We start from the raw sequence: 13,378 nt of genomic DNA, 5'->3' as shown, positions 1-13,378 counted from the left end.
ACTGAAGCCTCTGCTTCAGTCCTTTTTATTGTACAAGAAAGTGTGTTTTGGGGCTCCCGCAAAGTACTTGAGTACGCATCGAAGTATAAACCCTCACTTGGTGGGGATATTTCAGGTATAGAATCTCCTAATTCGAACATACTGTCTAGTAGATTGCTAGAGAGGTTCGAAGGGAGAATGACATATGCGGAAGATGAAGCTGAACAACGGAACAAAAAAAGGGACTTTTTTTATAATGATAATCGTGTGCTGCGCTGCGGCTCTGCTAGTTAATCTGCAAAGTGTTAAAGCGAATTCACCCGTTCTTGATGAGGGCGATAACCAAGCTTCAACAGGAGCCGAACTGAATCATGCTCTTGTGAGCTTAATTGATCTCGGAAAAGAAACAACCGTTTCTGATTCACCGCTGCGTTTAGTGTTAAAGTGGCAGGGAGAAAGCAGCAATTACGCGGATCTGTCTGCCGAAGTTGCTAAGCTAAGCACAAGTCTCGGATTGAATGTACCGTCAGGTACTGAGGAAGAGGGACATATGACGTATCGTACAGAAGCTGTAAAACCATATGAATCGCGGCTCTCCTTATTTTGGAGTGAGCTTAGCGAAGGCAACAGTTATGTGATTGTAACGTTAGAAGCGGCTGATCTGCAAAATGAAGCCAGCTTTCAAGCGGCTGCTCGTGAAGTAAGTATGATTCTTGAACAGAATAAAATTAAGGCGGAATGGAATGTATCCCTTCAAGGAAGCGCGCAAGAACAGGGAGCACCTGAAAAAGTTCTAGCACAGACGGAGTCATTGATGCATGACCGGTTTGAAGCTGTGACCGGAGGAGAAAGCTACAAGGATATCTCAACGGTTAGCCGTACGTATTCGATTCCTAATTTGAATCGCTTCGTGATGAGTGGAAATCAGTCAGTTTCTGCCCAAATCGCAGTGCATCATGAAGATCAGAAGGGGACAAACCGCGTAACTATAGGCTTTCCTTTAATAACCATCGAATATTGACAATTTTCTCTTATATAAGCGCAGATATAGTTAATAATAAGAAATATTAATTGAAATTTGCGAAATCCCGAGAGTATTTGTCAGGAATGTGATAGCATCCTTTTTAGGAATATGCTAAAATGACATAACGTCGTTATTCACCTTATGTTAGTACCGACGCTGAGCATGTCAATAAACTATATTACATACAGAAAGATGAGGAGCCATGGCTGAAAATCAAACCCTTGATGCACTGCACACACCCGGTGCTGTCTTTTTTATCTTTGGGGCAACCGGAGACTTAGCCCGGCGTAAGCTTTTCCCGGCGATTTACAGCTTGTACCGTGAAGGTAAGCTGGCACAAGATTTTGCGGTAATTGGCGTGGCGCGGCGCCCGCGTACTCAGGAAGAATTTAGAAGTGATGTGAAGGAATCCATCCTTGAATTCTGCCGTTACAAAGCGGGAGAAGAAAGCGAATGGAATGAGTTTGTTCAGCATTTCGAATACAAATCTCTGGACATTAACAATATTGATGGTTTCCGCGAGTTAAGAGCACAAACTGAAGTTCTTGAAGAGAAATTCAGTATTCCGGGCAATCGGATGTTCTATCTTGCGCTGGCGCCTGAATTGTTCGGCAGTGTCTCCTTCAATCTTAAAGCTGGCGGGATGCTGGATAGTACGGGTTGGAATCGCCTCGTAATTGAGAAGCCTTTTGGTTATAATCTGGAGTCGGCTGAACAGCTGAACGAACAGATTCGTCAGGTCTTCAAAGAAGAGGAAATTTACCGGATTGACCACTATCTTGGTAAAGAAATGGTACAGAATATCGAAGTGATTCGTTTTGCTAATGCTTTTTTCGAACCGCTCTGGAATAATAAACATATTGCCAATATTCAAATTACACTTGGCGAAACCGTAGGTGTAGAAGAACGCGGTGGTTACTATGACCATGCGGGAGCCTTACGGGACATGGGCCAGAATCATATACTGCAACTGCTGACTATGATTGCTATGGAACCACCAAGCCGTCTGCTCGCAGAAGATATTCGTGATGAGAAAGTGAAGGTACTTCGTTCCCTTCGTCCTTATGCGACATCTGATGAGGTGCGTGAGAATGTCGTAAGAGCACAATATATTCAAGGCTTACACCAAGGCAAAACCCTTCCTGCTTACCGTCAGGAAGATAAGGTTGACCCTGAGTCGAATACAGAGACGTATTTTGCTGCCCGTGTATTTGTAGATAACTTCCGCTGGGCTGGAGTTCCTTTCTACATCCGTACAGGTAAACGTCTCCCAGTGAAGACGACGGAAGTGGTAGTTGAGTTCAAAGGTATGCCAACCAACGTTTATTTGGGACAAAAGCATAAACTTGAGCCTAACCTCCTTGTAATCCGTGTGAACCCAATGGAAGGCATTTATGTAAAGATTAATGCCAAGAAACCGGGTTCAGAGTCTGAGATTCAACCGCTGGCTATGGACTTCTGTCAGAGCTGCCTGGTTGGAATCAATTCTCCTGAAGCATATGAGCGCTTGCTACATGATGCCGCACGCGGCGATTCCACTTATTTCACTCGTTGGGATGAGGTATCCTCGGCATGGTCATTCGTGGATCGTATTGCGAAAGCATGGAGCGAAGAGTCTAGCGACTTATCTTCTTATCCTGCTGGCTCTTGGGGTCCAGTGGAAGCAGATGAACTGCTTGCTAAAGAAGGTTTCCATTGGTGGCCTGTAAACGGCCAAGATGAAGATAATGTGGTTTGGCTGAAGAATAACTAAACCTTGAGTTAATGCTATCTCCCTGCAGAGGATGCAGGGAGATTTTTTGTAATGCTAAGATCTAAAAGATTGGACTTCAGACGGTGTTCGGGGAATCTGGGCACTGTTCTAATAACTGCACTTTGTACAATTAAAATCGCTTATCTCGTTGTGATTAGTCTTTTAGATGTATTTTCTGCAACTATAATCACCGCATAAGGCGGAAAAACGTGCACAACTTATTTTTAATTGCATCAAATGCAACTAAAGGCTAATGAAAATGCTAATACTTCAAGTAAGTGTAGGAAATACATCTATTTTCTTGAGCGATGATATGTGGGGATCATAATCCAGACCATTTGGGAGATATTTTGCGGCACGCGCTTTTTAGTAGATAATGTCTGCCGGATTTTGATATACTTTAGAGGATGCTTTCACTTGAAGCGGACTGGAGCTAGACCTAAGAGCTATTCATTCAGAAATGAAGGGGTATGAACAATGAGCAGAGCACCGATTTGATGAACCCCAGTGTAATTGAAGCAGAAGCAGGAATTTTATATATGAAGGGATATGTGTAATGAACAAAGCAATAGATCAGAAGCTGCAAAAGGAAGTGGATAGACGCAGAACCTTTGCGATCATTTCCCACCCGGATGCGGGGAAAACAACTTTAACGGAGAAACTGCTGTTATTCGGTGGCGCGATCCGTCTGGCGGGAACGGTTAAGGCCCGTAAAGCGAATAAACATGCGACGAGTGACTGGATGGAAATTGAGAAGCAGCGGGGGATTTCTGTAACGTCTTCCGTGATGCAGTTTGATTATTTGAATCATCGCGTGAACATTTTGGATACACCGGGTCACCAAGACTTCAGTGAGGACACCTACCGTACCCTAACTGCAGCGGATAGTGCGGTCATGCTTATTGACGTGGCAAAAGGTGTGGAAGCTCAAACCACTAAACTGTTTCAGGTATGTGCTAAACGGGGCATACCGATCTTCACCTTTATTAACAAGCTGGACCGTGAAGGACGTAGCCCGTTTGATCTGATGGAAGAGCTGGAGCAGGTTCTTGGTATTCGTTCTGTGCCAATGAACTGGCCGATCGGTAGTGGACGTGAGCTATGCGGGGTATATGATCGGATGAAAAATCAGGTAGAGCTATTCCAAGGTGACGATCATTCCGTAATCAAGGTTCAAAAGGTTGACGGATACCGTGATCCAATCATTCGTGAAATGGCTGGAGAGTATCTGCATGATCAACTGTGTCAGGATCTGGAGCTGCTGGATGTAGCAGGCGATGCTTTTGACTATGAAAAAGTATTAAGTGGTGAACTCACACCTGTGTTCTTTGGCAGTGCGATCAACAATTTTGGCGTACAGACTTTCCTCGATAATTTCTTGGATCTGGCACCGAAGCCTGAACCACGCCGCAGTACTATAGGGGTAGTAGAACCAACGAATGAGAAATTCACTGGTTATGTGTTCAAAATTCAAGCGAACATGAACCCGGCTCACCGTGACCGGATTGCTTTCCTGCGTATTGTGTCCGGGAAATTCGAACGGGGTATGAGCGTGAAGCATGTACGTGCCGGTAAAGATATCAAGCTGGCGCAACCACAGCAATTTTTGGCGCAGGACCGCGATATCGTAGAGGAAGCTTATCCGGGAGATATCATCGGTCTGTTTGATCCAGGTATTTTTAGAATTGGTGATACCTTGAGCCAAGCAGGAGATATGGAATTCGATGAGCTGCCAACGTTCTCACCAGAGATTTTTGCTAAAGTGAGTATTAAAAATGCATTGAAATCGAAGCAGTTCCAGAAGGGTGTCGATCAGCTGACTGAAGAGGGCATGATCCAGGTGTTCCGCACGGTCAACTTTGACGATATTTTGCTTGGCGTAGTTGGACAACTGCAGTTTGAAGTGTTTGAGTACCGCATGAAGGGTGAATATGGTGTGGATGTTCAGTTGCAGAGAATGCCGTACCAGTTTGCACGTTGGATCGTAGATGAAACTAAGCCGGATGCGAGCAAATTCAGAATCAACTCAACGTTGGTGACGGATAAGAAGGGCAATTTTGTCGTGTTGTTCGAGAACGAATATGCTATGCGGACAGCGATGGATAAGAACCCGACAGCTAAATTCCTGGAAATGGCTCCAAAAGCATTACTATAATTAGGACGCTATAACTTTCTGAATGTAATAATAAAACCTCCGCCTCCATAGGTGAAGTTACACCATGGTGAGCGGAGGTTTTTGACTAGTTGCGGTCAGTTTACGATGTGATATCCCCAGGGGTAATAGTCTCCAGGTGATCATGTAGCATGGTAACCAACCTATCTTGCTTAGCGGGATCTAAATCCTTCCAGATCATTTCGAACACGGCGCCAAGTCCCGGGAGTGCTGCCTCCGGACCATCCACAGAGCCTTCAATCATATGACGTAAATCCTCTTCAGATTGACCGTGCACTTTATGAATAATCGCCTGGCGCAAGTCAATGGTAACGGGCATAATGTACCTCCTTTTTTGAAAATATAGTGATATTGACCTCGTTATAATGTGCCCTGCAAAGGTGCTGGAAATTCAAGTTTTTGTCCAAATATAAGATAGTATAAGTTTGACACATATATATCATCCTTATATTCCTACGAGAAACGGTTGTCATCCATAAGGACGGCAATGACGTTTCTTCTTGGCTTATGCTATACTGTTTGAGATATAGAATGCTACGGGAGGTACATAGACATGGCCAAAAAACAATATGCCGTCATCGGTATGGGGCGTTTCGGATCTAGTGTTGCTAAGGCGCTCAGCGGCATGGGGTTTGATGTACTTGCGATTGATGCTGACGAGCAGCGAACACAGGAAATTTCAAGTATTGTAACTCATGCCGTATCTGCAGATTCCACGGATGAGGAGGCGCTGCGTGCCCTTGGTATTCGCAATTTTGATGTGGTGGTTGTAGCCATTGGCGAGGACATACAAGCTAGCATCCTGACAACACTTATCCTAAAAGACCTGGGTGTGCCTGCAATTCTGGCAAAAGCCAAAGGTGAACTGCACGGCAAAGTATTAAGCAAAATTGGTGCGGACAAGGTGATTTATCCTGAACGGGATATGGGAATGCGGGTTGCGCATCATCTTGCTTCGCCTAATATATTGGATTATATTGAGCTGTCGCCGGACTACAGTATTCTGGATATGAAGGTATCCGGACCGATGCTCGGAAAAAATCTACAGGAGCTCGACATCCGCGCAAGATTTGGCTGCAACGTAATGGCCATCCGCCAAGGTGAAGAAATGAACATCTCTCCCCGTGCAGAGGATCGCCTGATCGATGGCGATATCCTTGTTATTGTTGGGCATAAGGATAATTTGACGAAGCTGGAGATGGCGTATCAGTAGGAACAAAGAATAAATGGCAAGGCAGAAGAAAGGAAGACTTTATGGAAATCATGTCTCCGCAAAATACGCGGGTTAAAGAGTGGGCCGGGTTACAGGAGAAAAAGCATCGTGACAAGGCTCGTAAATATATCGTAGAGGGCGTTCATCTGGTTCAAGAAGCACTGCTGGCTGAAGCAGATGTGGAATGCCTTGCTTATGACCTCGACAAAGGAATGCCTGCTGAACTTAAGGGGCTGCTTCAGGCCGTTCAGGGAATGGAAGTGATTGGCGTTTCGGCGGCGATCATCTCAAAATGCAGCAGCACCAATACGCCGCAGCCGGTGTTCGCCATCGTGCGGAAGGAACAGCAGGCTGTAGAAGCTATCCTAGCGAAGAAGGATAGCCTTGTGGTTGTGCTGGACGGCGTGCAGGATCCCGGCAATGTCGGCACCATCATCCGCAGTGCGGATGCAGCGGGAGCAGACGGAGTGATCCTCGGACAAGGCTGTGCCGACCTCTATAATCCGAAGACCATCCGGTCCACGATGGGCTCGATGTTCCATCTTCCGGTGGTGGAGGGAGATTTAAGTGAGATTTTGCCACAGGCCCGGGAAAATGGGGCGCTGCTGGTGAGCACTTCGCTGCAGGGCGAAGAATCGTGCTATGAGCACGATTTTCAGGGCAGCCAGTGGCTGCTGATCGGCAGCGAAGGCAAAGGCATTTCGCAGGAAACGGCGCGACTCGTGGACAAGAGTATCATCATCCCGATGGCAGGCCGCGCGGAATCGCTGAACGCCGCAATGGCGGCGACGATTTTGCTGTTTGAGGGAATGAGACAGCGGGGATAAATTGTCACCGTTTGTAACGTAGTTTTCTCACAGTAAATCCAGTCCTGATGATCAAGATAATCTTGATCATCAGGACTTTTTTATAATCCTGCAACAGTATTGGCTGCATATTGGGCTGGTCATTTCCATTCTCAATACTTATACATTCTTTAGAAATTACTGTTTTCCGAATATTCATCTGTCATTCTTTTTTACGACAAATATATACGAATGTTGGAGGGAAAGTGTAAGGCACAAATTCAATTTTCTCAATAAGTAGTTGTTTAGCCCATCTTTTTTTCATGTGCAGCGAGTGCTGATATGCAACTAAAATTCCGCCTGGTTTAAGTGACTTAACAATCTGATGTAGGATTTTGTCACGCATTTCAATTGAAAAATTAAAAAATGGTAATCCGCAAATTATGCAATCTAACTCACGGATGCCTTCCTGGTTCAATTTCTTGAGTAAGTAGCTGGCGTTGGAATGGAAAATGCATTCAGGATAAATTGCTTTTAAGTGTTCTCTCATTTTTTTATTCCGCTCAAACAAAAGCACTTTTGTAGAATTCGTTAATTGTGATGTCATGAGATGTGTAATAGCACCTGTACCAGCTCCAAGTTCTGCAACGGCATTTACATTATGCCATTGTACAGACTGGACTATTTTATTGGCTAATAATTGCGAACTGGGTAGAATATTTCCTACCCGCTTTGGATCTTTGAGGAAGCCTTGTAAGAAAAGTAAGTATTCAGACATAATCAATTAGCAATCCTCTCCGAAAGGCAATCTCAGTTGGAATGTGAAGACGTCATGAGTGTGTTTAAGCGTTAAAGTACCCTTGTGCAACTCAGCAATATTCCTAGCTATCGAAAGACCAAGTCCTGCTCCGGTTTGAATTCCCTGGCTTTTTCTTGAGTGGTCAACCTTATAAAATCGGTCAAATAGACGGTTTTCTTGATCCTGTGAGAGGGGAGTTCCTTTATTTTCAATCTCAATGGTACAGTGTACAGAATCAGTTGTAATTCGTATGCTAATGCTTCCCGGGCTGATGGAATATTTTAAGGCGTTCATAAGTAGATTATCTATGGCTCTGGCTATTTTCTCACTGTCGATTAAGGTGATGATTGGACTCTTATCTATATCTTTTATAAGATGCACATTGTTTTCTTGAGCGATTGGTTCGAATTCGAACAATAATTGATTCAAAAGCTGTGACAAATCGATTCTCTCCAGATTTAAACGGGAGTCCACCGAATTAAGTCGGGTATATTCAAACAAATCATCGAGGAGTTTCTTCAAATGAAGCGCCTTGTTATAGGTGTTTTGAATAAAACGTGTGTATTCTTTTTTATCTTGGTACGATTCTGTACGTAAAAGCTCAATATACCCGATAATACTTGTAAGAGGGGTACGTAAGTCGTGTGAAATCCCCGTGATCATCTCCATCTTGGATTTTTCTATTTCGCGTTCCTTGATGATCTGTTGCTCTAAGCGCTCTGCCATCCGGTTGATGTTCAAAGCCACCAGTCCTAGTTCATCTTGGCGCACAACATTTACCCGATAACTCAAATTACCTTCGGATATAATCTGAAGTCCTTGTTCCAGCGCAATTAAATCTTTGACGATTCGCCGGGTCAATGTAAAAAATGTAATAACGAAAATAATGAAAAACATCGGAGTAAGAAGGTAGGCAAGAAAATTGAACACCCAATCCAATTTTGTTGCATTTCCAAAATGAAAGAACAAGATGCTAAGTGAGGTATTTATCGCAATGGTAATTATGAAACTCAACACCATCCTGATTAAGATATTGGATTGAATGCGTTTATTTATTTGTAGATTTCGTATGATTTTAATCAACTTTGTAACCAACTCCCCAGACTGTCTTAATATACAGAGGTTCTCTTGGATTTTCTTCTAATTTTTCTCTTAAGTTACGAATATGAACCATTACGGTATTGTCAGAATATCCGTAAGGCTCTTTCCATACACTCTCGTAAATTTGCTCCGAACTATAAACTTGCCCAGGCCGGCTTGCAAGCAGGGTTAATATCGCAAACTCTAGTGGAGTTAATGAAACTTCCATTCCATTTAACTTTACGGAATGTTTATTTTTATCTATGATCAGGTTTTTAATTATAAGCAGAGAGTTGAATTCTTCCTTTCCAATTAAGGACTGACGCCGTAACTGAGCTTTTACACGGGCCAGTAGTTCCAGTGGATTAAACGGTTTGATCATGTAATCATCTGCCCCGGTAGTTAGACCTGTGATTTTATCAATGTCCTCTTGCTTGGCTGAGAGCATAATAATTGGGATGTTTGATATTTCCCTAATTTTGAGACAGGCTGTGATACCGTCCATTTGAGGCATCATGACATCCAGGATAACTAATTGAATGGAAGTTGTTTGTATTGTACTCAATGCCTCTTGACCATCTGCAGCTTCAAGCACTTGGTAACCTTCATTTCTTAAATAAACATGAATCACATCTCGAATTTCAGAATCATCATCTGCAACAAGAATTGTATTCAATGGACGCTGCCCCTCTTCTATATTTATTTTATTATGTTTCCCTTTTACGACAGACGTAGACGAAAGCGGGAGGAAAATTAAATGGCACATATTTTATTGTATCAATATTAAAATTTTCGGAGAGTTGCTTCTTCATTTGAAGTGAATACTGAAAGGCAATAAATAATCCCTCAGGTTTAAGGGATTGGTAGATCTGTTCAACCAATGTATTTCTTAATTCGGGCTCAAAATTGAAAAAGGGCAGCCCACTAAAAATACAATCCAACTGATGAATATGTGAACTTTTAATTGTTTCTACTAAACTAGCAGCATTATGATAACAGGAAAAGTCCGGATAGCTTGTCTTCAGGTTATGCCTCATGGTTTTATCCATCTCAAATAGTAACACTTTCGTTGTACTAGTTACCTTAGTATTGATTACACGGGTGATTGCACCTGTACCTGATCCAAGTTCAGCGACTGCTTTAACTTCATGCCAAGGGGCTTGGTTAACCATGCTGTGTGCCAGAAACCGGGAACTCGGGGTAACACTGCCTACCTGTTTTGGATCATGAATAAAACTTCTTAAAAATAAGAGTTTTTCATTGAAGCTCATTCGGAATTCCTCCATAATTTTAGAATTGATTTAGATGTTTATTAATTTTGATAGGATGTGATCTCCAAAGTACGTTCCTACAAAAAAGAACAGTAAGGTCCAACTTAAAGCACTGGGATATGAAATAAGGGCAAATCGTTTATAGCTTGTACCGCTGAGCCCGATCAACATGGGAATGATGTAACGTACAACTGGAATAAACATGCCGATATACATAGCTGTACGCCCACGTTTTTTTAGAATCTGCTCTGCTTTTTTAAAATGTCTATTAGCTTCAAATTTGCACTTCAGCTTTTGCCCAAAGAATTTACCTGCAAAGTAGGCAACCGTAAAGGCCGTTAATAGCCCTGATAAAATGCAGAAATAAGTCATCCAGGAATTGATAATCCCCATGTGGCTTAGGGTAGCTCCAGTGAGGATTGTAATTTCATTAGGGATTGGAATTCCAAAAGGGCCTAACGTGAAAGCAAGATAAAAAATCAGATATCCATACTGATTGATTAGCTCTAAGATCGTATTACTGGCCAATATGCCACCTCCTTCGCTTACTTCAATACAGAAATCTTAACTAAAAAAACTGAGGAATTAGGTGGGGGAATTCTAAAGAAATCCTGAAGAGACTTACAATTCGATAGGATTGGCCAAGTCTCTCTTATCCATAGGGGGCACATTATGATAGAAAAGGGGATTCGTTTCTGCCCTGCACTTTGAAATATCGTTGATATCAAGGGATCAGTCCCACAGTCACAATAAAAAAGTCCTGATGGATCAAGAAACTCTTGATCCATCAGGACTTTTTACATAATGACCTACCCTTTCATCATCAAACGAAGCGAAACGATGATGAGAAAAACGGCTAATAGCTTTAAAAGCAGCTTGGCAGGAAGGCGTTTTGCCAGGCGTGCGCCAATTTGACCGCCGATAATTGCGCCAGGTGCTAGGGCTAACACCATAAACCATTCAACATTCAATAAAAAGGCATGTGTTGTGGTGCTTACGATAGCTGACAGGAAAATTTGAAGCATAGAAGTTGCAACAGCGATATGGGGGGCAAAGCCGAGAAGTAAGGTCATTGTCGGAACCATAAGACTCCCGCCGCCAATCCCAAATAGGCTTGCTACAAAGCCAACGAGAAAACTGATGATTATGCCGGTAGGCATATGATAAGCATATTCGAAATGAGCACCGCTATTATCGGAAAAGCTTCGCTTCACGGTTGGTTTGAAAGGCCAATGGATGGGTTTGTTCGGCTTGAACAAGAGCAATAAAGCGACAAGGATTAAGAAAATACCGAAGCTTACGAAAAACATTCTCCCGCCCATTTGCTTGGTAAAGAGTGCACCTATTACTGAACCCGGAATCGAAACGGCGGCAAAGGTGAGCGCTGCTTGATAATCGATTCTCTTCTGCTTTGCGTACACATAAGTACTTGAGATGGAGTTGAAAAGCAGCATCGCCATTGATGTTCCAGCCAGATGTGAAGGCTCCATATCAGGAAAAAGGAAAGCCAACGCAGGCACAACGATGAACCCGCCGCCAAGTCCGACCAATGAACCGGAAATGCCAGCTGCTAGCCCGATGACTAAGAGCAGTAAGTAAGTTAGCACAACAGCATGTTCCTTCCTCTACGTGAATTCTACAATCATTTATCTTACCAGAAAAAACGTCCCGCAAATAAATTGTTTTTTAGCCAATTGCGCTGTTCTGCTGCTAAACGGGGATCATTGTCCATTTGGGACACGATATCTTTTTTTACAAGTTTGCAGACGGATTGAACAATAGTTTGATCCTGGCTAGCATCTAACCAGAGAATTTCCGCAGACCGGGGATTAGGGGTGTATCGTTGCCAAGCAGGTTGTCCCTCAGCATTAGGATTACCGGTATATAGGAAATGCCGTAAATAGTCCCTCATTAGGGAAGAGAGCATGTTACGCCCAGGCTCGTTATGCTCGGAAATTACATCCGCAGGAAATCTTTCCTGGACACCGGAAAAGTCACCTGTATAGAAGGGAATGTCTGCACCATGCGGGGCACCCATAAGAAAACGGATATAAGGATCGATCACTCCGTCTCTTAACCCCCAGGCGAAGCGGTAAGCATAGATGGGCATCTTCGGGCTCGCACTTAATAATATCTCTGTAGTCTGCTCTACATTAAATTCTGCATACAGATCGCTCCCATATTGGACTGCAGCTTCATAGAGCTTCTTTTCTTCCAGATTTCCGGCTAACTCTTCCTTTTGCACTAGGGAGAAGAAATGAGTATCCCATAAAGTAAACTCGGAGAATTCGCTGGCAGTGCTGCCAAGGATGATCGGCAGGGAAGGGTGCTCGCGGTTATTTAGATTGTCGAAGCCACCAATAGGAATGACCGTGCCATCTTCGATCAAATGGGGAAAAGCGGCCATCTGAAGCCCCGTCTCACGAATGATTTTGACAAAGTGAAAGGCATTCTGACGATATAGGAAGGCAGAAATCTTATCCGCAGATTGTGTGGAAATCCATACTCTTGCCTCATCTTGAGTGCTGACCATTCCTGTTTTTATTAATAACTCTGTTAAAATGTCATCTGCTTTTTCTTCGCTTTGCTCCGTAACAGCCGTTGTTAAACCTCCGCTCATAATAAAAAGCTTATGAAAGAGCCCTCTGCCCAGCGGTGAAAGGTAAGCAGCTAATGCATTTCTTGCACCTGCAGACTGGCCCCCTAATGTTATGTTCCCTGGATTTCCCCCAAAGCAAACAATGTTATTGTGCAGCCACTTTAGCGCATGAAGAACATCGAGGAGACCGTAATTTCCTGAGTCATCCAAGGGGTCCCCGGTTCGTAGTGAGGGATGCCGGAAAAATCCCATTGCTCCTAAACGGTAATTCACTGTAACCACTATACTATTTGTCTTACACGCCAATTCTCCACCTTGAAAATCCCGTCCCGAACCCCCAATATTTCCGCCGCCGTGGAGGAAGACGAATACGGGTAAGCCTGCCTCGGCATGATCCGGTCGCCAAATATTCAAAAAGAGGCAATCTTCACTGCCGCCAGGTTCCCCTTGAATGAATTGGACACTGCTATTATTAAAATGGCATGCAGGCAATACACCTGTCCAAGGTTCTATCTCACGCGGTGCTTTCCATCTGAGCTTATCTATGGGAGGTTCCGCATAAGGAATCCCTAACCATGCGATCGCCCCAAGTGCTGGCAGACGTATGCCCTTAAGCTGACCACTGGAGACTGTAATAATTTCTTCCATGGGTTCTCGTGTGCTCATTTATAGTTCCCCTTTCTCCTGCAGATTCTTATGTAT

General features: G+C 43.6%; 13 protein-coding genes. 5 read left to right on the top strand and 8 right to left on the bottom strand.

What is annotated here, in order from left to right:
• Nucleotides 1-184 precede the first annotated feature (184 nt).
• From NST40_RS26750 to NST40_RS26740, 3 genes are all read left to right on the top strand, one after another.
• Nucleotides 185-1,000, top strand: coding sequence for a YwmB family TATA-box binding protein (locus NST40_RS26750; protein ID WP_342410158.1), 816 nt, complete (start codon nucleotides 185-187; stop codon nucleotides 998-1,000).
• Between the two features lie 205 nt (nucleotides 1,001-1,205).
• Nucleotides 1,206-2,756, top strand: a complete 1,551-nt coding sequence (zwf, locus tag NST40_RS26745; RefSeq protein ID WP_036685526.1) for a glucose-6-phosphate dehydrogenase — start codon at nucleotides 1,206-1,208, stop codon at nucleotides 2,754-2,756.
• 556 nt (nucleotides 2,757-3,312) lie between these two features.
• Complete coding sequence (locus NST40_RS26740) at nucleotides 3,313-4,911, top strand: peptide chain release factor 3 (RefSeq protein ID WP_076184819.1); 1,599 nt, start codon at nucleotides 3,313-3,315, stop codon at nucleotides 4,909-4,911.
• 100 nt (nucleotides 4,912-5,011) lie between these two features.
• Here the strand turns inward: NST40_RS26740 and NST40_RS26735 are convergent, their stop codons facing one another.
• A complete protein-coding gene (locus NST40_RS26735) occupies nucleotides 5,012-5,248 on the bottom strand; it encodes a small acid-soluble spore protein SspI (protein WP_076130310.1) in 237 nt (78 codons plus the stop codon).
• A gap of 234 nt (nucleotides 5,249-5,482) precedes the next feature.
• Here NST40_RS26735 and NST40_RS26730 point away from each other — a divergent pair, with 234 nt between their 5' ends.
• A complete protein-coding gene (locus NST40_RS26730; RefSeq protein ID WP_036685517.1) occupies nucleotides 5,483-6,142 on the top strand; it encodes a TrkA family potassium uptake protein in 660 nt (219 codons plus the stop codon).
• A 41-nt stretch (nucleotides 6,143-6,183) separates the two neighbouring features.
• Nucleotides 6,184-6,969, top strand: a complete 786-nt coding sequence (locus NST40_RS26725; RefSeq protein ID WP_076277170.1) for an RNA methyltransferase — start codon at nucleotides 6,184-6,186, stop codon at nucleotides 6,967-6,969.
• A gap of 181 nt (nucleotides 6,970-7,150) precedes the next feature.
• Here NST40_RS26725 and NST40_RS26720 read toward each other — a convergent pair whose 3' ends face one another.
• From NST40_RS26720 to NST40_RS26690, 7 genes are all read right to left on the bottom strand, one after another.
• Nucleotides 7,151-7,705 carry a methyltransferase domain-containing protein gene (locus NST40_RS26720; protein WP_081383349.1) on the bottom strand — a complete coding sequence of 185 codons (555 nt, stop codon included), beginning with the start codon at nucleotides 7,703-7,705 and terminating at the stop codon, nucleotides 7,151-7,153.
• 6 nt (nucleotides 7,706-7,711) lie between these two features.
• Nucleotides 7,712-8,746 (bottom strand): HAMP domain-containing sensor histidine kinase, encoded by a 1,035-nt coding sequence (locus tag NST40_RS26715; RefSeq protein WP_341004322.1) that lies wholly within the window; start codon nucleotides 8,744-8,746, stop codon nucleotides 7,712-7,714.
• Nucleotides 8,747-8,801: 55 nt separating this feature from the next.
• Nucleotides 8,802-9,482 (bottom strand): response regulator transcription factor, encoded by a 681-nt coding sequence (locus NST40_RS26710; protein WP_076304971.1) that lies wholly within the window; start codon nucleotides 9,480-9,482, stop codon nucleotides 8,802-8,804.
• A gap of 31 nt (nucleotides 9,483-9,513) precedes the next feature.
• Nucleotides 9,514-10,077 carry a methyltransferase domain-containing protein gene (locus tag NST40_RS26705; RefSeq protein ID WP_341003840.1) on the bottom strand — a complete coding sequence of 188 codons (564 nt, stop codon included), beginning with the start codon at nucleotides 10,075-10,077 and terminating at the stop codon, nucleotides 9,514-9,516.
• Nucleotides 10,078-10,107: 30 nt separating this feature from the next.
• Entirely contained in the window at nucleotides 10,108-10,605 is a 498-nt protein-coding gene (locus tag NST40_RS26700; RefSeq protein ID WP_076220537.1) for a DedA family protein, read from the bottom strand.
• A gap of 281 nt (nucleotides 10,606-10,886) precedes the next feature.
• Nucleotides 10,887-11,684 (bottom strand): sulfite exporter TauE/SafE family protein, encoded by a 798-nt coding sequence (locus tag NST40_RS26695; RefSeq protein ID WP_076098819.1) that lies wholly within the window; start codon nucleotides 11,682-11,684, stop codon nucleotides 10,887-10,889.
• Nucleotides 11,685-11,728: 44 nt separating this feature from the next.
• On the bottom strand, nucleotides 11,729-13,342 hold the full coding sequence (locus tag NST40_RS26690; RefSeq protein WP_342410157.1) for a carboxylesterase family protein: 1,614 nt from the start codon (nucleotides 13,340-13,342) through the stop codon (nucleotides 11,729-11,731).
• Nucleotides 13,343-13,378 lie beyond the last annotated feature (36 nt).

Source organism: Paenibacillus sp. FSL R10-2778, assembly GCF_038593035.1.
GTDB lineage: Bacteria > Bacillota > Bacilli > Paenibacillales > Paenibacillaceae > Paenibacillus_AQ > Paenibacillus_AQ odorifer.
Note: the sequence above shows the minus strand (reverse complement) of the source record. Positions and strands in the feature narration are given on the sequence as shown.

What these genes read in the sequence shown, in the direction of transcription:
- NST40_RS26750 (WP_342410158.1), top strand. Translation starts at nt 185, where the DNA reads ATGCGGAAGATGAAGCTGAACAACGGAACAAAAAAAGGGACTTTTTTT.
- zwf (WP_036685526.1), top strand. Translation starts at nt 1,206, where the DNA reads ATGGCTGAAAATCAAACCCTTGATGCACTGCACACACCCGGTGCTGTC.
- NST40_RS26740 (WP_076184819.1), top strand. Translation starts at nt 3,313, where the DNA reads ATGAACAAAGCAATAGATCAGAAGCTGCAAAAGGAAGTGGATAGACGC.
- NST40_RS26735 (WP_076130310.1), bottom strand. Translation starts at nt 5,248, where the DNA reads ATGCCCGTTACCATTGACTTGCGCCAGGCGATTATTCATAAAGTGCAC.
- NST40_RS26730 (WP_036685517.1), top strand. Translation starts at nt 5,483, where the DNA reads ATGGCCAAAAAACAATATGCCGTCATCGGTATGGGGCGTTTCGGATCT.
- NST40_RS26725 (WP_076277170.1), top strand. Translation starts at nt 6,184, where the DNA reads ATGGAAATCATGTCTCCGCAAAATACGCGGGTTAAAGAGTGGGCCGGG.
- NST40_RS26720 (WP_081383349.1), bottom strand. Translation starts at nt 7,705, where the DNA reads ATGTCTGAATACTTACTTTTCTTACAAGGCTTCCTCAAAGATCCAAAG.
- NST40_RS26715 (WP_341004322.1), bottom strand. Translation starts at nt 8,746, where the DNA reads ATGGTGTTGAGTTTCATAATTACCATTGCGATAAATACCTCACTTAGC.
- NST40_RS26705 (WP_341003840.1), bottom strand. Translation starts at nt 10,077, where the DNA reads ATGAGCTTCAATGAAAAACTCTTATTTTTAAGAAGTTTTATTCATGAT.
- NST40_RS26690 (WP_342410157.1), bottom strand. Translation starts at nt 13,342, where the DNA reads ATGAGCACACGAGAACCCATGGAAGAAATTATTACAGTCTCCAGTGGT.